Consider the following 20884-nt stretch of genomic DNA (forward strand, 5'->3'; position numbering starts at 1 on the left):
TCCGCAACACCCCGTAGCGCACATCCGGGCCCCCTCCGCCGTCACAGTCACAACAGTCGCCCACGGAAAGGCGACAGGTGACGTGGCTAGGGGGCCCGGATGCACACGTATCGCAGGACCAGGACCAGGACCAGGACGACCACGCGGCCGAGGCCGACGGCACGGCGACGGCTGAGCACCGCGCTCCTCGCCCTGGGCACGGCAGGCGCCCTGCTCCTCACCGGCTGCGGCGCGAGCGGCGGCGACAACTCGTCGTCGTACGACCGGGGACAGGCCGACAGCCGCCCCGACGACGGCTTCCCGGCCCCGGCCCCCGAGGGCACCGGCCCCGACGAACAGCGGGGCGAGCAGCCGGACGACGAGTCCCGGGACATCGCCCCGTCCCCCGACCACCTCTCCACCTTCGCCCTCGACGTCGACACCGCCTCCTACGGCTACGCCCGCCGCACCCTGGACGACGGCGGCCTGCCCGACCCGTCGACGGTCCGGCCGGAGGAGTTCGTCAACAGCTTCCGCCAGGACTACGAGCGCCCCGACGGTGACGGCTTCTCGGTCACCGTCGACGGCGCCCGGACAACCGACGACAGCCATGACGGGGACTGGTCCCTCGTCCGCGTCGGCCTCGCGACCCGCGCCGCCGAGGGCGACAGTGAACGCCCGCCCGCCGCCCTCACCTTCGTCATCGACGTCTCCGGCTCCATGTCCGAACCGGGCCGCCTCGACCTCGCCCAGGACGCACTGCGCACGATGACGAACCGGCTGCGCGACGACGACTCCGTCGCCATCGTCACCTTCAGCGACGAGGCCGAGACCGTCCTGCCGATGACCCGCCTCGACGACCACCGCGGCCAGATCCGTGAGGCGGTCGACGGCCTGGAACCCACCGACTCCACCAACCTCGCCGCGGGCGTCGAGACCGGCTACGAGACCGCCGTCGAAGGCCTGCGCAAGGGCGCCACCAACCGTGTCGTGCTCCTGTCCGACGCCCTCGCCAACACCGGCTCCACCGACGCCGACACCATCCTCGAACGCATCGCGAGCGAACGCCGCGAGCACGGCATCACCCTCTTCGGCGTCGGCGTGGGCAGCGACTACGGCGACGCCCTGATGGAACAGCTCGCCGACAAGGGCGACGGCCACACCACGTACGTCTCCACCGAGGAGGAGGCCGAGAAGGTCTTCTGCGAGGAACTCCCGCGCCATGTCGACCTCACGGCCCGCGACGCCAAGGCCCAGGTCTCCTTCGACCCGGAGACGGTCGAGGAGTTCCGCCTGATCGGCTACGACAACCGGCAGGTCGCCGACGAGGACTTCCGTGACGACCGCGTCGACGGCGGCGAGGTGGGCCCCGGCCACACCGTCACCGCCCTCTACGTCGTCCGCACCAAGTCCGGCGCCGAAGGCCACCTCGCCACCGCCACCGTCCGCTGGCTCGACCCCGACAGCCGCACCCCGCACGAGGAATCAGCCGACCTGGAGGCCTCCTCCCTGCACGGCGACCTGTGGGCCGCCTCCCCGTACGGCCTCCAAGTAGCCGCCGTGGCCGCCTACTTCGCCGACTCCCTCCGCCAGGAGGACACCCGCTGGTCCGGCCTCCCGGGCCGCCCCTCGATCCGCGAACTGGGCTTCCGCGCCGACGACTTGGCGAGGGCCCGCGAGGACAAGGACGTGTACGACCTGGCTGACACGATCGAGAGGGCGGACCGGCTGATGGGTTAAAGCTTGTCGTCACACACGGACGGCAACGCCCGCGCCAGTCCCTCCCCATGCAGCCGGTCCAGCCGGTGTTCGAACGCCGACCGCACCGCCGCCACCCGCAGCCGAGGCTCGCACGACGCCCCGGCTCGCAGGGGCTCCGTGTCCTGGAGCGCGGTCAGCAGCCGCGTGGTGATCCGGTCGAGGACCGGCCGGACGTCCTTCACGAGGTCGGGCCGCTCGGTCGGCCGCTCCTCCGGGTGAGCGTCCCAGCGGGCGTAAAGGCCGTGCTGCACCAGCTTGTTCGCCTCGATCTGATCCCGGAACACGGCGGTCACGGCATCCGGATCGAGGCCGAGCCCCACCGCCCGAGCCGCCACGTCGTCCAGGATCGCCTTCTCCCGCACGGGATCGTCGATCGGCGTGGTCGTGCCGTACTTGGCCGCCGCCACCTTGTCCGCGACGAGCAGCCGCTCCGCGAACAGATCCGTCAGCACGGTGAGCGACCGGGCTCCCGCAGCCGTACGAGGGGGAGCGGAGGAGGACTCGGCGACGGCCGGTACGGCACCGGGCAGAGCCACGGCGGACGCGACACAGACGGAGACACAGGCGGAGATCAGGACGGACCTGAGGCGGTGGGGGCGCATGAACCACGCTTATCACACGCCCCCGACGGTCCTTCGCCCGTCCCCGGAGTCCGCCGCAACCATTGAAAATTCCTTACGCACCGGTAAGTTGACTCGTCAGTAATGTAGGGGTCGTCGGCCTCGGGGAGCCGTGATGGGCGTACACAAGGACTTGAACCGGGCGAAGCAGCACACCGATCTGGTCGACCGGGTCAGGGTCGAGGTCGCCAAGGACGCGCAGGGCGTCGTCCGCGAGGCACACACGCCCGCCCTCGCGCCCCGTCCCACGAGCGGCAGCATCGCGGACCTGCCCTTCGTCAACGCGACCGAGGCCCCCGACGCCGTGGTCCTGCGCCGCGCCGACCACCACGGCACCTATCACCCGGTCACCGCCACCGCCTTCGCCCGCGAGGTCACCGCCACCGCCAAGGGGTTGATCGCCGCCGGCCTCGAACCGGGCGGCCGCGTCGCGGTGATGTCCCGCACCCGCTACGAGTGGACGGTCCTCGACTTCGCCGTCTGGGCGGCCGGCGGCCGGTCCGTCCCCATCTACGCCACGTCCTCGCCGGAGCAGATCGAGTGGATCGTCCGGGACTCCGGTTCCCGCTTCGTGATCGTGGAGACCCCCGAGAACGCGGCCGCCGTCGCCACCGCCACCGCCCGCCACTCCCAGCCCCCGCACGTCTGGCAGCTGGACCAGAAAGCTCTGGCGCAACTCGCCGACCTGGGCCGGGGCATCCCCGACGACGAGGTCACCAAGCGCCGCGCCGCCCTCACCCCCGACACGGCCGCGACCATCTGCTACACCTCCGGCACCACCGGCCGCCCCAAGGGCTGCGTCCTCACCCACGCCAACCTCCACGCGGAGGCGGCGAACACGGTCGAACTGCTCCACCCGGTCTTCATGGCGGTCACCGGCCAGACCGCCTCGACCCTGCTCTTCCTCCCGCTGGCCCACATCCTCGGCCGTACGATCCAGATCGCCTGCCTGATGGCCCGCATCGAGATCGGCCACTGCCCGAGCATCAAGCCCGACGAACTCCGGCCCGCGCTCAAGAAGTTCCGCCCCACCTTCCTCGTCGGCGTCCCGTACCTCTTCGAGCGGATCCACGCCACCGGCCGCGCCACCGCCGAACGCATCGGCCGCGGCGCCTCCTTCGACCGCGCCCACCGCCTCGGCGTCCGCTTCGCCCGCGCCCACCTCGACAAGTTCCTGGACAGGGGCCCCGGCCCGACCCCCGCCCTGTACGCCGCCTGGGCCCTGTACGACCTGCTGGTCTACCGCCGCATCCGCAAGGAACTCGGCGGCCGTATGCGCTACGCCATCAGCGGCGGCTCCCCGCTCGACCGCGACCTCAACCTCTTCTTCTACGCCGCCGGGATCATCGTCTACGAGGGCTACGGCCTCACCGAGACCACCGCGGCCGCCACCATCGTCCCGCCCCTCAAACCTCGCCCCGGCACCGTCGGCCAGCCCGTCCCCGGCACCGCGATCCGCATCGCCGACGACGGCGAGGTCCTCATCAAGGGCTCCATCGTCTTCGGCACCTACTGGAACGACCCGGCCGCCACCGGCGCCGCCCTCACCGACGACTGGTTCGCCACCGGCGACCTCGGCGCGCTCGACGAGGACGGCTATCTCACCATCACCGGCCGCAAGAAGGACATCCTCGTCACCTCCGGCGGCAAGAACGTCTCCCCGGCCGTCCTGGAGGACCGCCTGCGCAGCCGCCCCCCGGTCGGCCAGTGCATCGTCGTCGGCGACAACCGCCCCTTCGTCGCCGCCCTCATCACCCTCGACCCCGAGGACGTCACCCACTGGCTCCACGTCAACGGGATGCCCGCGGACACCCCGCCGGCCGAGTTGGTCCACGACCCGAGGATGCGCGCCGACGTGCGGAAGGCCGTGGAGTACGCGAACCAGGCGGTATCCCGGGCCGAGTCCATTCGTGAGTTCCGACTGGTGGAGGGGCATTTCACCGAGGAGAACGGACTGCTCACACCGTCCCTCAAGATCAAGCGCCACCAAGTGACGGCGGAGTACGCGGCGGAGATCGAGGCGCTGTACGGCGCTTGAGGCGTCCTACGACCTCGCCATGCCGACGTAGTCGTTGTGTCCGCTGCGCGGTGTTCGCATGCGATCCGCCGTTGTGCTGCGTTCGGGTGTCTCCGGTGCGGCGTTCGGGTGAATTCCCAAGCGCGCCATGTTCCGTGGTTTCTTCATTCGTCTATCCCTCGTTTACAGCCTGCAGGTCATGGTGCGAGCCGTTCAAGCTGTGCTCGCTCGGTTTCGGCCGTCATGGGTGCATGACCGCAAAGAAGGGAAACACGTGAAGCTCAAGAAGGGCGCTGCAGCCGCCGCCGGTGCGATCATGGTTATCGGCGCGGCCACTCCGGCCGTAGCCGACGCGGACGCCAAGGGGTTCGCCGCCGGATCCCCGGGTGTTCTTTCCGGCAATGTGGTCCAGGTCCCCGTGCATGTTCCCATCAACGTGTGCGGCAACACCGTCAATATCGTCGGACTGCTGAACCCGGCGGCCGGCAACGTGTGCATCAACAAGTGATGTAGCGGGGCAGCCACCCCGATTGTGTCTCGGCCGGCCTTGGCCCGTTTCTACGGTGCCAAGGCCGGCCTTTCCCCCTTCTGGAACAAGCAGGAAGACAACAAGATAGTGCGACAGACCCTGAGTAAGGGAATGGTGGCGGCGGCGGCCGCGACGGGCATTCTTTCCCTGTACAGCTCCTCGGCGCTCGCGGACTCGGGCGCGCACGGCGTGGCCGAAGGCTCGCCCGGCGTCCTGTCGGGCAACAACGTCCAGGTTCCCGTGCACGTTCCCATCAACGCCTGCGGTAACACCGTCGACGTCGTCGGTGTCGGCAACCCGGCCTTCGGCAACGCCTGTGTCAACGAAAGCTCGACGTCACCGGAGTTCCACGAGGCTCCCGCCCACGGCACTTCCGGGCACGACGACGGGAAGGGAGCGCACGGACCCTCGGACGAGCACGGTCCCTCGGACGAGCACGGTCCCTCAGGCCCGCACAAACACGCGGGGGAGCATGGTCACGCTGAGGGGCACGCTCCCTGGGACGCGCCCGTCTCCGCGGAGGAGCACGATTCCTCGGACTCGCACAAGGCCTCTGGTGCCTCGGCGCACGGCGTGGCCGAAGGCTCGCCCGGCGTCCTGTCGGGAAACAACGTCCAGGTGCCGGTGGACATCCCGGTCAACGTCTGTGGGAACACCGTGGACGTGCTCGCCGCGCTCAACCCCGCGTTCGGCAACGAGTGCGTCAACGCCGGGTCGCCGAAGGGTCCCGAGGCTCCCCCCACGGAGCACCGCGACACCCCGCCGGACGAGCCTCAGCACCAGCCGCCCACGACCCCTCGGGTGACTCCGCCCGCCAAGCCGCCCACGACCCCACCGGGCAAGCCTGTCATCACCCCACCGGGGACGCCGACCATGGCGGAGACCGGCAGTGACGGTCTGCTCGCGACCTCGGCCGCCAGCGCCGCGCTGCTCGCGGGCGGGGCCATCCTGTACCGGCGGCGCCGAGTGTCCTCCCGCCGGTGACGCCACGGGTGCCGGACGCTCAGCGTCCGGCACCCGAGGCCCTGCGGCCCGCCTCAACTCCGGATGACGACCCCGGTCCCGGCCAGCCGCACCCCGCCTCCCGGCGCCGGGATTCGGCTGCCCGAATCTCCCGAGCGCAGTCGCCGCCGTACCCCCCTTACCAGCGTCCCCGCCGTGAACGTCGCGCCGTGCACGAAGCGCATCGCGGGGCCGAAGCCGGAGGCCGTCGTCAGGCCCGCGAAGAACAGTCCGGGTACCGACGACTCGAAGTCCCGCCCGACCGCGGGCGAACCGTCGGACACGGCCTCCAGGCCTCCGCGAACATTCTCCGCCAGGAGTCCCAGCCGGCCGCAGGTGGCCCGGAAACCGGTGGCCGCGATGACGTGGTCGGTTTCCAGAGACGTCGGCTCACCACTCCGGCCCACCGTCTCCAGCCGTACGCGGCCGCCGGACTCGTACGCGGACGTGATCCGCTGCCCCAGCCGCACCTCGACGACCGGCTCGAACCGCTCGCGCACCCACCAGGCGCCCGCCGGGCCGAGGGCGGTCTCCGCGATGTGTGCCCGTCTGGCCTCCGGGAGGAGGCGGAACCAGGCCGGCCGCTCGGAGTAGAGCCAGTTGCGCCAGCCGCAGCCCAGACCGCTGAGCGGAGAGCGGACCGACTGCCATGGCGAGCGCTCCCGGGGCGAGGGAACGTCGTTCCAGTTCAGGTGCGGCGCCCGGGCCAACACCCGGGCTCGGGTGCCCTGTTCGGCGAGAATCGCGGCCGTCTCCAACGCCGCCTGTCCGCCGCCGATCACCGTGACGTCCCGGCCCCGGAAGCGCTCGAGGTCACTGTGGTCGCTGCTGTGCGAAACATGGATAGGCGTCAACGTTTTGAGTGTGGACGGCACTTCGGTGAACGGCAGGACGCCGATGGCCAGCGCCACCGTCCTCGCGCGCAGCGCCTCACCGTCGTCCAGGAGCGCTTCGAAACCGCCGGGGCAGAACCGGAGCGCCCTCACCATCCTTTCGTCGACGGGCGGTACGGCGTGGCGCGCGAACCACAGGCCGTACGAGGCGAAGGTCTCGACCGGGATCGGCTCGCCGTGCCGGGCCGTCATGCCCTGCTCCGCGCAGTACACGTCCAGGCGCCACTTGCCCTGCGGGTCCGAGAGGTTGGAAGCCCACGGCTCCGACTTCAGGAACATGCCACGGGGCATGTGGTCGCGCCAGGACGCCATGGGCCGTCCGACGACGCGCAGGTTCAGCCCGGCGGCTGCGGCATGGGACGCGATGGACAGTCCATAGGGTCCGGCACCCACCACCAGCAGGTCGTACATCAGCAGTTACTCGCTCTCTAGTCAGTCAGTCGGTCAGTCGGTCGGGGGCGTCGGGGACGTCGGGGACGGCAGGGAGGTCGAGGACGGTGGGGATGCCGGGGCGCCTGCCTGCCGTACGATCCGCACTTCGGGAGCGGGGCGCCGGTCCGACAGGCTCCGGGCCGCGTGCCGGCACCACAGCGCCCACAGCGCGAAGCTGGGCGCGAGGTCGTCCCGGGCGTGCCAGGCGAACTCGCGCCCCCGGCGCGGACGCAGCGCGGCCAGCGGCGCGTAGTTCTCGACGACGAAGTCCCGGCCGGGCAGCGGGTCTCCGTCCGGGATCGGGCGGCGCGTCAGATCCAGATGCAGGGCTCGGACGACATCCACTCCGGCCGTGTCCGTGAAGAGCCGGAACTGGGCGCCGGGACGCGGGTTGAAGTCGAGCAGGTGGTACGCGTGCGTCGTGCCGTCCCTGCGGAAATCGAGGTCGAAGACTCCCCGGAAGCCGAGCGCGCCCACCAGTCGCTCTGCCAGCGCCTGTACCTCGGGGTTCGGCGTCCAGCACCCCACGGTGGTCAGACCCGCGCCGCGCGGCCAAGCACGCTGTTTGCGGCCGGGGCCTCCGCCGCGTACCACGCCGGCCCGGTCGACGTACCCGTGGAAGAACCAGTCACGGTCCGGCCCCGGGGGCAGATACGCCTGGAGCAGCAGCCGGCTGCCCGCCTCTTCCGTCCGCCGGAACAGTGCCTGAGCCTCCTCCGGGGAGTGCACCACCATCGTGCTGCGCAACCCCGACCCGCCGGGTACCCGCCATGGGCGGCTCCACTTCGCCACCAGAGGGAGCCCCAGCTGCCAGGCGAAGGCGGCCGTTTGGGCCACGCTGTCCGGGACCAGGGTCACCGGATGCGGAACGCCCACGCGTCCGCACAGGGTGGCGAGCTCCGCCTTGTCGGCCACCCGCTCGGCGAGACCGACGGGCTGGTCGGGGAGCAGATAGCCGTACGCGAGTTCCGCACCCAGGCGGCACACCGCGATGGCGCTCGCGTCGTCCATGGGGATCAGGACGGAGCGCCGGCCGATCCGGGCGGCCACCCGGCGCAGGACGGCGGCGATCTCCGCAGTCGACGCACCGGGCGCCGGCGGGGAGTGCGTGTCGGTCACGAAACGCGATCGGGTGTGGGGGCTGCCGGCGGAATCAGCGATCACGTGCACCTCCACACCGGCTCGGCCCAGGGTGCGTACGGCCCCCAGCGTTCCGTGGTGGAAGGGATTCCGGTCGATCCGCAGCAGAACGGCGGGGACGCGGATGTCGAGCAGTGACACGGACATTTCCTTTCAGGTCGTTCGGGTGGTCGGACCACCCGCACGGGTGGTCCGACCACCCGAACGACGGAGCTTCGGCTGGCGGACTCCGTATTCATATGACTGTGTGTCAGTAGGTGAGAAGCAAAAGCAGTGGAAGCGGAAGCAGCCGGGGGACAGCGCAGGAGCGGCGGAAAGGAGTGGACATGGCCCTACAGCGGCGGCGACGCCGGAGCGGACGGTCGGCGTGCGTCGCGGCTGGTGTCGTTGCATGGCTCGTCCTCGTCTCGGGACCCGGGTACGCCGTCGGCGCCGGGCCGGTGCGGGTCGGCGACCCTCCGGTACCCAGGCCGACCCCGCTGACGACCCCGGGAATTCAGACAAGGCCGGTCCCGGTGCCCTCGCCGCCGGCGTCTGCCGCGCCCGCTGCCCCAGGGGCCGAGCCCGACAAGGAGTTCCCGGCCTTCGGCGCCTACGTCGGCTACGGTCCCCTGGGCACAGCCCGGATCGCCCAGCTCAGCGACTGGCTGGGCGGGGCCGATCTGCGCGTGGCGCACACGTATCTGCCGGGCGACCGGTGGAGCAACATCGAGGGCCGGCTGGAATTCCTCGATGTGTGGGCGGACTGGCGGCGGGCGAGGGACGACCGGATGTTCGTCCTCAACGTGCCCATGATGGAGCGCAATGAGGAGCGTGTCTCCGACGCCGAGGTCCGCGGACTGCTGCGGCGCGCGGCGGTGGGCGAATTCGACCACCACTTCCGCAAGCTGGCCGAGCGGCTGGTCGAGCTGAAGCTGCCGGACACCGTCATCGTGCTCGGCTGGGAAATGAACGGCATCACGTACACCCATCGCTGCGGGCCGGACCCGGAGAACTGGAAGCGGTACTGGAACCGGATCGTCGCCACCATGCGAACGGTGCCGGGCCAGAAGTTCGCGTTCGACTGGACGCCGAACCGTGGCCGGGACGCCATCCCTTGGACCCGGTGCTATCCGGGGGACGGTACGGTCGACATCATCGGCATGGACTCGTACGATCAGCCGCGCGGACGGTCATTCGACGAGCAGGTGACGGAGCCGTATGGGCTCCAGGCGCACGTGGATTTCGCGAAGGCCCATGGCAAGCCCATCTCGTATGCCGAATGGGGGCTGTTCCACAACGGGGACAACCCGGAGTACATGAGGGGCATGCTCGCCTGGATGGACAAGCACAAGCCGCTCTACAACACGCTCACCGACTACTGCCCGCACGGTGTGTGGCAGTGCAAGGCCAACCCGAAGGCGTCCGAGGTCTACCGGTCCGTGCTGTCCGGGCGCACCGACCCCGTGCCGACGACTCCGCGGCCCACGCCCACCATCCCGGGGCTCTGGCCCCACTGCTGGCCGCTGGACCTGGGGGAGTGGGTCGAGTACTGGCTCGGTGGGAAGCTCTGCCTGCGCTTCGCCTGGTGGTCGCGCGACCGGTGACGCGGTGGCGGGCCGGTCACGGCCCGCCCCACCGCGTTCCCGCCAGCGACGGACCAGCTTCTTGCCCCGACTGCGCGCGGTCGCGTCCCAGACGACCGCCGACACCAGCGGTGCCGTACGCCGCCGGGCGAGGAGGAACCGCTGGTTGACCACGGTGTCCGGGCGCCAGGCGAACTTGTACGACTCGGCCCCGCGCAGCATGCTCAGCACCCGGCGGTCGCTGTTGCCCACGCGCTCGGCGCAGGCATGCAGCACCATCGTGGCGACGTCCGCCTTCCACTCCCGCAGTCGGGGATGGGCGCCGTACAGATAGCCGCCCGCCAGCTGTTGGGACAGCAGGGTCACGTCGACGGCCAGGACCTCACCCCCGACCCCGAACTCGGTCACCACGGCGTCCCCGGACCTGACCATCGGGCCGATCGAGCGGGCCAGGTGCTCGTGGAACCGGGGCCTGAGGTGCTCGGTGGTCACCTTGCGGCCCTGCCACTGCAACCGGTGCAGGTCCAGCATGGTGTCCAGGGCCGTGTCCACCTCGTCGTGCGGTACGACACGCGGTTCGACGCCGAGGCCGCCGAGCTTACGGATCTTGGCCCGGACGCGCTGGGCCCGGGCGGTCGGCAACCGCGTGAGCAACTCGTCCATCGGCCGGGCCGGCAGCTCCAGGCACACCGAGTCGGCGACCCGCCGCCGGGGACCGCGCCACCTCTCGTACACGTGCTCCACCGCGGCGCCGGGCCGCACTTCGCGGAAGTCGATCAGCGCGGTGCGGGCCAGGGCGAACAGCCCCTCGGTCAGCGCCGCCGCCGCGCGGTCGGTGTGCTCGTCGTCGATGAGGACGTCCGCGTAGTCGGAGATCGTGCCGCCGAGGGGGATCAGGGCGGGCAGCGGCAGCGCGGTGAGTGTGAGGGGAGCGGCGGCGAGCAGTTCCTCGCCGTCGCGTACCAGCATGATCCGGAGCCGGCCGCGCTTGCCGTACGACAGCCACCACGAGTGGAGCCAGGCGTGGCTCTGGAACGGTGTGGCGGCGGAGCACCGCCGGTGGAGGCGGGTCCAGGCGGGACCGAGCGTGGCGAACTCGCGTTCGTCGGTGCAGAGCTCGGCGTGCAGGGCGTTCTCCGTGCGGATGCTGTCGTTGCCGTCGTCCACGGCTCGGAGCGCGCCGGTCACAGGTGCCGGTGTGCGTCGGCGGAGGTGGCCGGGCCCGGCACGGCGGCCAGCAGGGGGGCGTCCGCGGTGCGTCGCGGGCGCACCAGCAGGAGCAGTCCGCCGAGCAGTCCACCCGCACTTGCGCCCACCAGGCCCGTCACCGTCGGCGAGGCCGAGGACGCCTCGTTGGGCTTGGTGGCGCGCGCGAACTGCTGGAGCTCGACGTGTGTGCTTTTCTCGGCGGACTTCGCGTGCCGGGTGAGGGCGCGCGACACGGCGTTGGCCATGTCGGCGGCGAGGTCGCGCCGTGTGGAGGTGGCCGAGACGGCGACCATCGGCGCGTCCGGGGAGGTCGCCGTCCGTACGCTGTTCCGCAGGGTGGTGACCGGCACTCTGGCCCACACCTGCGCGTCCCCGAGCACCGCGAGCTGTGTGGCCACCCGCCCGTACGCCTGCGCGAAGCCCAGCGCGGCCTGCGGGTCCGACTCCTTGGCGGGCACCGCGACGACATAGCTCGTGGCTGTGTAGGCCGGAGGCGTGACGACGCCGTACGCGCCCCCGAGCCCCCCGCCGAGCAGGACGCCGACCGCGAGCAGGGACCAGGGCGGCAAGGACTTCACTCGGGCGAGCGGGCCGGCCTCCTGTGGGTTCCCGGGAGCCCGGTCGGTCGTACGGTCTGTCTGGTCGGCGATGTCGGTCATACGGAACTCACTCCCAAAGACAGGCTTCCGGAAGGCGTGCTGGAGACGGCCGCGTACACGTCCATGAGCTGGGCGGCGCTGCGAGTGATGCAGTAGTGGTGGGCGGCGGCGGGAACGGCCCGGGACCGTGGCCCCTCGGCACGGGCGTCGAGGAGAGCGTGTACGAATGAGTCCGCGCTCCCCTGTACGCGCCGGGCGCCGTCGGCCCTGTCCTGCGGCAGGTCCTCGATCGCGGGGCAGGAGACGTAGAGCACAGGCAACCCGGCCGCCATGGCCTCCACGACCGCCAGTCCGAAGGCCTCCTCGGTGCTGGGCGAGGCGAGGACGTCCATGGCGGTCAGCAGCGACGGCAGATCGGCGCCCGGGCGGCCGCCCGCGGCCCGCTCGCCGGTGAGCAGCACCCGGTCGGCGACCCCCACCTGTTGGGCGGCCCGCCGCAGGACGTTCTCCTCCGGGCCGCCACCGACCAGCAACAACCAGCAATCCGCGGGGAGCTGGGCGAGCGCCCGGACGAGGACGTCGAACCGCTTGCCCGCCGCGAGCCGTCCGACGCCGCCCACGACGTACGCGCCCTCCGGCAGCCCGAGCCGCCTGCGGGTGCGTTCGCGCAAGTCCGGGTCGAAGCGGAAGCGGGCGAGATCGATGCCGTTCGGCACCACCTCGATGCGCGGTCCCGGCACGCCCCACAGTCGCAGCCGTTCGGCGACCGTGGGGGAGACGGCGACCGTGGCGCGGCCCAGGCGTTCGCTGGCGAGGTACAGCGCGCGGACCCCGGCGGAGAGCCGGTGCCCCTCCATCTGCGATTCGCCCAGGGAGTGTTCGGTGGCCACGACGGCCCGCACACCGGCCAGGCGCGCGGCGGTCCGGCCGTACACGCACGCCCGGTACAGATGCGTGTGTACGAGGTCGTAGCCGCCCGCACGGATCAGCCGCACCAGGCGGGGGAGGGCCGTGAGGTCGCGATTGCCGGACATGCCGAGGTGGGTGACGCGTACGCCGTCGGCCGTGAGGCCGTCGGCGACCGGGCCCGGGTTGGTGAGCGTCACGACCTCGCAGTGGAGCGGCAGGTGCCGCAGCAGCAGCCGGAGTTGCTGCTCCGCGCCGCCGACCCCGAGGCCGGTGATGATGTGCAGTGCCTTCACGTCCTCAGGCCCCCTCGACGGGGCGGCGGCGCATGCGGTGCAGCCGGTGCTTGAGGTAGAGACGCACGGCGGTGTCCTGCTCGCCCATGTGGACGCGGGGGAGGGCGTACGGGCCGTACTGCGGGCCGGGGTCGATGGCACAGGCATACGCGTACCCGGCGTCCCGTACGGCGTCGACGGCTCGCTGGTCGACGGTGCCGTACGGGTAGCAGAAGCCCTGTACCGGAGCGCCGATCAACTCCGAGAGCAGCGCTCTGCTCCCGGCGACCTCGGCGCGCAGCGTCTCGTCGTCCACCTTGGTGAGGTCGATGTGGGCGAGCCCGTGCGAACCGATCTCGATGCCCCGCGTGGCGGCGGCCAGCAGGATGCCCCGCTTGCCCAGCAGGCGCTTGCGCGGGCCGAGCGGATCCCAGTGGTTCTCGCCGTCCAACTGTCCGGGAAGGACGAAGACGGTGGCCCCGCAGTCGTGGTCACGCAGCAGAGGCAGGGCGCCGTCGAGGAAGTCCGCGTACCCGTCGTCGAAGGTGAGCCCCACCAGTTTCCGCCCTTCGCCCCGTGCCCGGGCGGCGAGCAGGTCGGCCACGCTCACCCCGCGCAGCCCCCTGCGGCGCAGCCAGGCCAGATGCCGGCCGAGGCGGTCGGGGGAGACGGTGACGCGGTACGGGTCGTCGGTGCAGTCGCCGACGGAGTGGTACATCGCCACCCACAGGCTTGTGCCGAAGGCGGGTCTGGTGCGGCCGGTGGGTGGGGTCGGTTCAGCGGTTACGGACATACGGGAGCCTTCGTGTGACGGAGTGGAGTGCGGGTGTGAAGCCGGCGGCCCCCAGGGCCCGTGCCAGCGCGACGAAGACGACGGACACCACCGCGGACCCCACGGCGAGCCCGATCACGGGTGTGTCCACGCGGCTCGCGCAGAACAGTCCGAGTGCGGCGGCGACCACGGCCGCACACACCGGCCGGCTCATCTCGGCCACCACCTGCCGGACGCGGATCGGCACCCCGCGCCCGCCGACCCCGTACAGCAGGAGCAGGGCCGTGACGGTGATCCCGGTGGCGTTGGCGGCGGCGATCCCGAGCACGCCCCAACTGCCGGCGGTGAACGCGCCGATGCAGGAGGTCACCAAGATCCCGGTGGCCATGGCGGCGAGCGGGTACCAGCTGGGGCGCCGGGTCGAGAAGTACGAACGGACCAGCGCGCCCACCATCGCGTGGCCCAGCAGCCCGAGGGCGTACACACGCATCACGCTGGCCGTGGCGGCGGTGTCGTGGCCGGTGAACGCGCCGCGTTGGAAGAGGAGTTCGATGATCTGCGGCGCGCAGGCGACGATCACCGCCGCGCCGAACAGCACGATGCAGGAGACCAGCGCCAGATCCTTCTCCACCCGGCTGCGGGCCCGCTCGGCGTCGCCCGCGGCCAGCGCTTGCGCCACCACCGGGAAGGTGACGGTGCACAGCATCAGCGAGAACGTCATCGGGATCTGGGCCACCTTCTGCGCGTAGTTGAGGTGCGAAATGGCCCCGGCCGGGAGCGTGGAGCCGAGGAAACGCTCGATGAGTACCTGGGACTGACGGCACAGTCCGAAGAGGAGGACGGTGCTGACGAGAGCGAGATCCATCGGACGCTCCGGCTCCGCCGCCTCGATGACCGTGGCCGACTTGCGTCTCAACACCTGGAGGAGAGAAGGCAGTTGGGACATGATCATCAGTCCGCCGCCCACCGCGACCCCGATCGCCGCCGCGCGCACCCCCCAGCGCCCGCCGAGGACGAACATCGCCGCGATGATCCCGGTGTTGTACGCCACGTAGATCGCCGCGGGCGCCATGAACCGGTGGTGGGCCCGCAGCGCCGCGCTGCAGTACCCGGCGAGCCCGAAGGTGAACACACAGGTCGCCGTCAGCCTGGTGCAGTCCACCGCGAGCCCCGGATCGGGCAGCCCGGGCGCGAGCACCTTCACGAGGTAGGGCGCCCCGGCGATCAGAGTCGCGGCCGCCGCCATGAAGGCCAGCGACAGCCGGGGCAGCGTGGTGGCGACCAGCGAGCGGACCGGGTCGCCGGGGGCGCCCTGCGCGCGGCGGGCCACGGCCACACTGATCATCGGCACCAGCACGATGGCCAGCCCGTCCTCGATGAGCAGCGTCGCCGCGAACTCCGGCACGGTCCAGGCGACCAGGAAGGCGTCCGTCTCGGGGCCGGCCCCGAACAGGTACGACAGCGCTTGGTCGCGGCCGAGGCCCAGCAGCGACCCGACGGCCGTGAGCGCGGCTGTGACGAGGGTTGCCTTGGCGAGGAACCGGCTGGTCGGCGGGGCGACGTCAGTGGGTCTGTCAGCGGCTCGGGCGGCGGGCGCGGGCGAGGGCCCGGGCACCGCGGGGGTTCCGTCGGTCGTCCGAGGAGGCGTCATCGTCATCGCGCTCCGCCCCCCTCCGGTACGGCGGTCCCGGCCCGTTCCTCGGCGGACGCGCGGGAGGAGGAAGTGATGTCCGCCAGCGCCCACCACGCCACCAGCCCGAAGGCCACGGCGGTCAGCACGGTCGAGGGCCCGCCGATGTCGGCGTACACGAAGTCGACCAGCACCCACACGAGAACCCCGCACGCGACGAGCCCGCAATCGAGCCCACGGGAGCCGGGCGCGAGCCCGCCAGGTCCAGGGACGAGCTCACCAGGTCCACGGACGGGCCCTCCCGGCTCACGCCGTACCCGCACGAGCCCCCGCACCGCGCACACCAGGAGCGCCAGCCAGCTCCCCGCCAGGGTCAGCAGTCCGACGAGCCCCTGCTCGCTCAGTACGAGGAGGTACATGTTGTGCGGCGACAGCAGGGGCTGCTTGTGGTACGTGGTGCCGACGCCCCCGATGTCGCTCCCGGACGACAGCGCCAGCGAGGCGTGCCCGTCCCGGAACTCGGGGAAGCCCTTCAACCCCACGCCGGTCAGCGGCTGTTCGTGCCACATGTCGACGGCCGCCGCCCACATCGTGTACCGGTCGGTGACCGACCGGTCGGGGCTGTCCGTGACCTGGGTGATGCTACTGATCCGCTGCTGGAACATCGCGGAGCCGATGCCGAGCCCGCCCACGAGGACCACGCCCACGGCGGCCACCGCCGCGAACACCGTGACCGCCCGCCGCAGCCCTGCCAGTACCACCTGGAGCCCGCACGCCACCGCCGTGGCGATCCACGCGCCCCGGCTGAACGACACCGCGAGCGGCAGCACGAGTACCACCGCGCAGAGCCCGGACGCCGCCCGCTGCCCGGCGGCGTGCGGCCGCAGCGCCAGCCCCACCGCGCATACCATCCCCAACGACACGACCGTCGCCATCCCCATGACGTCCGTCGGCCCGAAGGTCCCCACAGCCCGGATGTCCTCACCCGCGTACGAGGCCCCGGTACCGGTGGCGTACTGGTGCACGCCCACGGCCCCCTGCCACAGCGCCAGCCCGACGAACGCCCAGGCCACCACCCGGAAGTCCGCCCGGCCCCGCATGCTCAGCAGTACCGCCGCCGGCACGAGCACGAAGATCTGCAGATACCGGGCGAGCCCGGAGACCCCGATCCCCGGCGAGGCCGCCCCGGCCGCCGCCAGGGCGAGTCCCACGACGGGCAGCCCCAGCACCACGGCAGCCGTCCGGGACAGCGGGCGCCGCCGTTCCCGTAGCAGGCGGATCCCGCACCACAGCACGAGCAGCCCGGAGACGGCGTCGGCCGCGGTCGCCCCGTCCTTGCCCTCGGGGAGGACGGGCAGCGCGAGCATGGCCATCATCGCCGGCACCGGCAGAACGGACGATGTGGCACTGGCACCCAGCCGGGTCACGGCTCAGCTCCCCGTGGGCCGGACGAGCGCGGCCGCCGTGCGCAGCAGGACGCAGACGTCCTGCCACAGCGACCAGTCGTCGATGTACGCGTTGTCGAAGCGGGCGCGGTCCTCGATCGAGGTGTCACCGCGCAGCCCGTGGATCTGGGCGAGGCCGGTGATGCCGGTCCGCATCCGGTGCCGGTCTGTGTAGCCGGGGTACGTCTGACTGAACTTGCCGACGAAATAAGGCCGTTCGGGGCGAGGTCCGACCAGGCTCATGTCGCCGCGCAGCACGTTCCACAGCTGGAGCAGCTCGTCCAGTGAGGTGCGTCGCAGAAAACGGCAGAACCAGCGCATCTCCTGCTCGTTCGCCACGCTCCACCGGGTCGCGGCCTCGTGCGCGTCGGCCGGGCGGTGCGTACGGAACTTCAGCAGCGTGAACGGCCGCCCGCCCCTGCCGATCCGCTCCTGCCGGAACACCACCCCGGGTCCGTCGCTCAGCCGCAGAACGACGGCGGTGGTCAGCAGCAGCGGGCTGACCAGGAGCAGTAGGGTCCCGGAGACGACGATGTCCAGCGCCCTCTTGCCGACACCTTCGTAACGCGGTGTCAATTCCAGTCGACGGCACGGGAATCCGGCGAGACGCTCACTGCTTCGGTCGTATGACGGCGACTCCGCGTCCACCTGCCACAGCACGCAGCCCGCCTCGGCCAATGCCCGCAGCAGCGGTCCGCGTTCGGTGCGGGAGCCCACGACGAGGACGGTCTGGACGCCGTTCTGGACGAGCGCCCGCCGCACCTCCTCGTCCGTGGCCAGCACCGGCAGGCCTTCGCCCCCGGCTGCCTGGTCCGCGACGACGCCCACGGGCCGCAGTCCGCACCCCGGGCGCCGAAGGAACGCGGCGGCCACGCGCTGCGCGGTCGCCGCGGGACCGACCACCAGGGCCGCACCGGGCCTGCGGACGAGCGCCCGGCGGCGCTGCCAGTGCACCGTGCCCCGGCCCGCGCAGCTCGCCGCCGACTGCAGGACACAGCCGAGGGCCAGGGCGTCGACGGACAGGGAGTGGTCCGGGGAGTAGGCCGCCACCGCCGCCGCGAGCACGCACCAGCAGACGACGATCCGCGCACAGATCGCGGGCAGTTCGTCCAGTACGGCAGGCACAGCGGGCGGCCGGTACAGCCGTGCCCGCGCGTTCAGGCACACGACGGCCAGCAGCAATCCGGCGACCAGCAGCGGATGCCCTGGTGTCCGGGCGTCGGTGAGCGCCTGCGCGACGAGGAGTGCCGCGCCCGCGTCCACCGCGAGCAGCGCGAGCGCCGAGGAGTGCCGCCGTATGGCGGGCCGCGCGGCCGGGAATCCGGAGCCGTCGTCGGCCCCGCGTGGCGTGATGACCGAGACGCTTGAGACGCTTGAAGATCCGTGCCCCTGTGCCTGTCCGCCAGGGGAGGGAACGGTGCTTTCCGCAGTCACGTGAGGATGGACTTCCTGTACTCGGTGGGTTCCCCGCACGGGGCGTGCCCGACGGATGCGGAGCCCGGCGCGCGACCGCCGCGTGACGCGCCCGCGCCTCTCGCACCGTTTCCGTCGGCCAGCAGTTCGCGGTACACGTCCGCCACGGCTTCGGCCGTGTGCCGCACGTCGTGGCTGGTCAGGACGTGGCGGCGCCCTTGGTGGCCGAGAGACTCGCGCCGCACCGGATCGCGCAGCAGCCCGGTGATGGTGCGGGCGAGCGCTGCGGGATCCTCGGGGGGCACGGGTTCCTGACCTGGCGGCAGACTCTCGCGGGCACCGTCCACGTCCGTGATCACGACCGGCCGGCCGCACGCCATGGCTTCCAGCGGCGCCAGCGCCATGCCCTCCCAGCGGGACGGCAGGACGACGAGATCGGCGGCCTGGTACCAGGGCACGGCATCGGCGGCGGCTCCGGCGAACAGCACCTCGTCGGGTGCGAGCCCCCGCAGCGCCTGAGTGTCCGGCCCGTCGCCGACCAGCACGAGCCGGGCCCCCGGCACCTGCCTGACGACCGTGCTCCACGCCGCCAGCAGGATGTCCTGCCCCTTCTGCCGGCACAGCCGCCCCACACACACGACCAGCGGAACGTCGGCACCGATACCGGCGAGCAGCGGAATTTCGGCCCGTACGGCACCGGGGGCCGCGGGATGGAAGCGCCCCGGATCGACGCCGTTGGCGATCACCCGCCACCGGGCCCGCACCCCGGCACGCTCCCCGGTGAGCCGCTCGGCCTCGCTCACGCAGACCACGCGGTCGGCCCAACGCGCGCCCCACCGCTCCCATTTCAGGGCGAGCGAGGCGGTGACCCCGCCGACCGCCTCGAACGACCAGGCGTGCGGCTGGAACACGGTCGGAATCCGCCCGCGTACGGCGAGCCGCGCGGCCAGCCCGGCCTTGGCGCTGTGCGCGTGGACCAGGTCGGGCCGCACGTCGGAGAGGACGCGCCGGAGGTGTCGGACCTCATGGAGGAGAGTGGGCCCCGGCGAGCGTGTCGCGTGCCAGTGCCGTACGTTCGCGCCGAGCGCCCGGAGAGCGGGGGTGAGACCACCACCGCCGGGACAGGCGACGGTGACGTGCAGTCCGTCGGCGAGTTGTGCCCGCATCAGGTCGGTCACGACCCGGGCCACCCCGCCGTCCACGGGCTGGGTGATGTGCAGGATGCGCGACGGAGGGTCCGTGGGTGGCAGGTGCATGGGGCTTCCTTGCGCACGGTCGCGACGCGGGTCGGTGTGCGTCATGGCTTGGCGTCCACGGCGACGAAGAGCACTCCGACCCAGGCGGCGTCCCGCTGCGAAGCGATCCGGAACGCCAACTGGTCGCCGCCGGGCCGGATTTCCTCGCTCAGATCGAGGATGTCGGAGTCGTAGCCGAGCGTGTTGGGATAGGCGGGCGCCCGCCCCGGGCCGGTCGCACCCGGATCGCTGATCGTCGAGTTCAGAACGTCATTCCGCGGGTTGGCCGCGTCGCCCAACGCGATCGGCTTCCCGTGACCGGTGGAAACGGTGAGCGTGTCGCCGGGTGCACCGCGGTCCCCGTTGTAGGCGACCAGTCCGACCCGCCCGCCCGCGCTCTTCGGGAACGCCATGGCGGGCAGCCGGACCTCCTGGTCCCGGTCGGCCGAGAGCGCGTCGAAGCCGTCCCACACCGCCAGGTGGCGCAGCGGCTCCGACCTCTTCTCGTACGCCGCCACCAGTGTCCAGCCGCCCCAGGCACCGGTGGCCGAGTGGCCCCTCGCCACGTTGACCTGCGCCACGGTGTAAAAGCCCGGACCGCTGGACCGCACCAGCTCCGTGACGTCCGCCGAGGCCTGGAAAGCGTCCGCGCCGTGCGCAGCGCGGTGCCCGACCACGGTGTCCGCGAGCACCTCCTGGTACGTGCCGCCGGGCTCCGCGATCAGCACCCGGCCGTTGTCCTCCGGTGGCTTCTGTTCCCCTACACGCAGGTTGCCGCCCCAGTACAGACGGGCGTACGTCACCCGCGCCCCCTCCGGCAGACGGAGCTCGCCCTGGCTGGAGTTGTAGGTGTTCGGGTCGTTGTCCACGTCGATGTAGAACATGTCGAAGTCGCCGTTCGCCGCCGTATCGCCCCCGCGCGCGTCCGGGCACGACGGCGCGTCCGCACGCGGCAGGGCGGTATGGCAGGTGATGGACGAGTTGGCCGCGCGGACGATCCCCCCGTGTTGCACGGCGCTGTGGCGTTGCTGGAACGCGAGGCTCTCCGCCTCGGCCGTCGGCGCGGTGGACGTGGCCGTCGCGGGGGTGCCGGGTGTCCAGAGAGAAGCGAGAGCACAGCAGCCCACGATGGCGCGGCGTAGCAGATGACCCGGGTTATGGCGCATGACCGGCGGTGCCCTTTCGCGATGCTCGTGCAGGTGGACCGCGGGGAGGAAGCGGGACAACAGCGGTTGAGGGGTGCCCTCGACCGGTGCACAGCAGCCTTTGGTTGCGGAGAACCGCAACCGTATCTGCCAATTCGTATATATCGGTGAAACCAGACATGCGTGTCGAAATCGTGAAACTATGCGTTTCGCGGATCACTCTTTCGGCCGCACAACCCCCCTTGTGTGCCATGCGTTGATCGAGTGTCGGGCGCACCGCCCGGATGTATGGCGTCACTACCAAGGAGCACTTCTCC

At 71.8% G+C, this 20884-nt stretch carries 16 protein-coding genes and 1 pseudogene; 5 read left to right on the forward strand and 12 right to left on the reverse strand.

The features are described 5' to 3' along the window. The first annotated feature begins 99 nt into the window (after positions 1-99). Entirely contained in the window at positions 100-1719 is a 1620-nt protein-coding gene (locus tag JIX56_RS30560; RefSeq protein ID WP_257545234.1) for a vWA domain-containing protein, read from the forward strand. Here JIX56_RS30560 and JIX56_RS30565 read toward each other — a convergent pair. Continuing rightward, positions 1716-2342: a chorismate mutase gene (locus tag JIX56_RS30565; RefSeq protein WP_257545235.1), complete on the reverse strand. Its 627-nt coding sequence runs from the start codon at positions 2340-2342 to the stop codon at positions 1716-1718. The genes JIX56_RS30560 and JIX56_RS30565 overlap by 4 nt on opposite strands. A 133-nt stretch (positions 2343-2475) precedes the next feature. Here JIX56_RS30565 and JIX56_RS30570 point away from each other — a divergent pair, with 133 nt between their 5' ends. The 3 genes from JIX56_RS30570 (at position 2476) to JIX56_RS47710 (ending at position 5890) form a co-directional block, all read left to right on the forward strand. Further along, positions 2476-4398 carry an AMP-dependent synthetase/ligase gene (locus JIX56_RS30570; RefSeq protein ID WP_257545236.1) on the forward strand — a complete coding sequence of 641 codons (1923 nt, stop codon included), beginning with the start codon at positions 2476-2478 and terminating at the stop codon, positions 4396-4398. Between the two features lie 253 nt (positions 4399-4651). Next, positions 4652-4885: a chaplin gene (locus JIX56_RS30575; RefSeq protein WP_306819890.1), complete on the forward strand. Its 234-nt coding sequence runs from the start codon at positions 4652-4654 to the stop codon at positions 4883-4885. Positions 4886-4993: 108 nt separating this feature from the next. Then, positions 4994-5890: a chaplin gene (locus JIX56_RS47710; RefSeq protein WP_306819891.1), complete on the forward strand. Its 897-nt coding sequence runs from the start codon at positions 4994-4996 to the stop codon at positions 5888-5890. A gap of 53 nt (positions 5891-5943) precedes the next feature. Here the strand turns inward: JIX56_RS47710 and JIX56_RS30595 are convergent, their stop codons facing one another. Together JIX56_RS30595 and JIX56_RS30600 are read right to left on the reverse strand one after the other, a co-directional pair. Continuing rightward, positions 5944-7212, reverse strand: coding sequence for a lysine N(6)-hydroxylase/L-ornithine N(5)-oxygenase family protein (locus JIX56_RS30595; protein WP_257545238.1), 1269 nt, complete (start codon positions 7210-7212; stop codon positions 5944-5946). A gap of 33 nt (positions 7213-7245) precedes the next feature. Beyond that, positions 7246-8514: a carboxylate--amine ligase gene (locus tag JIX56_RS30600; RefSeq protein WP_443031911.1), complete on the reverse strand. Its 1269-nt coding sequence runs from the start codon at positions 8512-8514 to the stop codon at positions 7246-7248. 185 nt (positions 8515-8699) lie between these two features. Between JIX56_RS30600 and JIX56_RS30605 the strand changes: the two genes are divergently transcribed. Next, positions 8700-9959 carry a glycoside hydrolase family 26 protein gene (locus JIX56_RS30605; protein WP_257545240.1) on the forward strand — a complete coding sequence of 420 codons (1260 nt, stop codon included), beginning with the start codon at positions 8700-8702 and terminating at the stop codon, positions 9957-9959. Positions 9960-9980: 21 nt separating this feature from the next. Here the strand turns inward: JIX56_RS30605 and JIX56_RS30610 are convergent. From JIX56_RS30610 to JIX56_RS30650, 9 genes and pseudogenes are all read right to left on the reverse strand, one after another. Then, positions 9981-11105: pseudogene (locus JIX56_RS30610) on the reverse strand (GNAT family N-acetyltransferase); the annotation flags it as partial. 17 nt (positions 11106-11122) lie between these two features. Next, positions 11123-11806: a lipopolysaccharide biosynthesis protein gene (locus JIX56_RS30615; RefSeq protein ID WP_257545242.1), complete on the reverse strand. Its 684-nt coding sequence runs from the start codon at positions 11804-11806 to the stop codon at positions 11123-11125. Next, complete coding sequence (locus tag JIX56_RS30620) at positions 11803-12948, reverse strand: glycosyltransferase (protein WP_257545243.1); 1146 nt, start codon at positions 12946-12948, stop codon at positions 11803-11805. Before JIX56_RS30620 ends, JIX56_RS30615 begins: the two co-directional genes overlap by 4 nt. A gap of 4 nt (positions 12949-12952) precedes the next feature. Next, positions 12953-13645, reverse strand: a complete 693-nt coding sequence (locus tag JIX56_RS30625) for a polysaccharide deacetylase family protein (RefSeq protein ID WP_306819950.1) — start codon at positions 13643-13645, stop codon at positions 12953-12955. Positions 13646-13703: 58 nt separating this feature from the next. Continuing rightward, complete coding sequence (gene murJ / locus JIX56_RS30630; protein ID WP_257545245.1) at positions 13704-15356, reverse strand: murein biosynthesis integral membrane protein MurJ; 1653 nt, start codon at positions 15354-15356, stop codon at positions 13704-13706. After that, a complete protein-coding gene (locus JIX56_RS30635; protein WP_257551222.1) occupies positions 15353-16705 on the reverse strand; it encodes an O-antigen ligase family protein in 1353 nt (450 codons plus the stop codon). Before JIX56_RS30635 ends, murJ begins: the two co-directional genes overlap by 4 nt. A 54-nt stretch (positions 16706-16759) precedes the next feature. Continuing rightward, positions 16760-18208, reverse strand: a complete 1449-nt coding sequence (locus JIX56_RS30640; protein ID WP_257545247.1) for an exopolysaccharide biosynthesis polyprenyl glycosylphosphotransferase — start codon at positions 18206-18208, stop codon at positions 16760-16762. Beyond that, positions 18205-19443, reverse strand: coding sequence for a glycosyltransferase (locus JIX56_RS30645; protein WP_257545248.1), 1239 nt, complete (start codon positions 19441-19443; stop codon positions 18205-18207). Before JIX56_RS30645 ends, JIX56_RS30640 begins: the two co-directional genes overlap by 4 nt. Positions 19444-19484: 41 nt before the next feature. After that, the gene (locus JIX56_RS30650) at positions 19485-20588 is read right to left on the reverse strand and encodes a DUF3344 domain-containing protein (protein WP_257545249.1); all 1104 of its coding nucleotides are present in this window, start codon (positions 20586-20588) and stop codon (positions 19485-19487) included. Positions 20589-20884: the final 296 nt, after the last annotated feature.

The sequence above is a fragment of the Streptomyces sp. CA-210063 genome, from assembly GCF_024612015.1.
Lineage (GTDB): Bacteria > Actinomycetota > Actinomycetes > Streptomycetales > Streptomycetaceae > Streptomyces.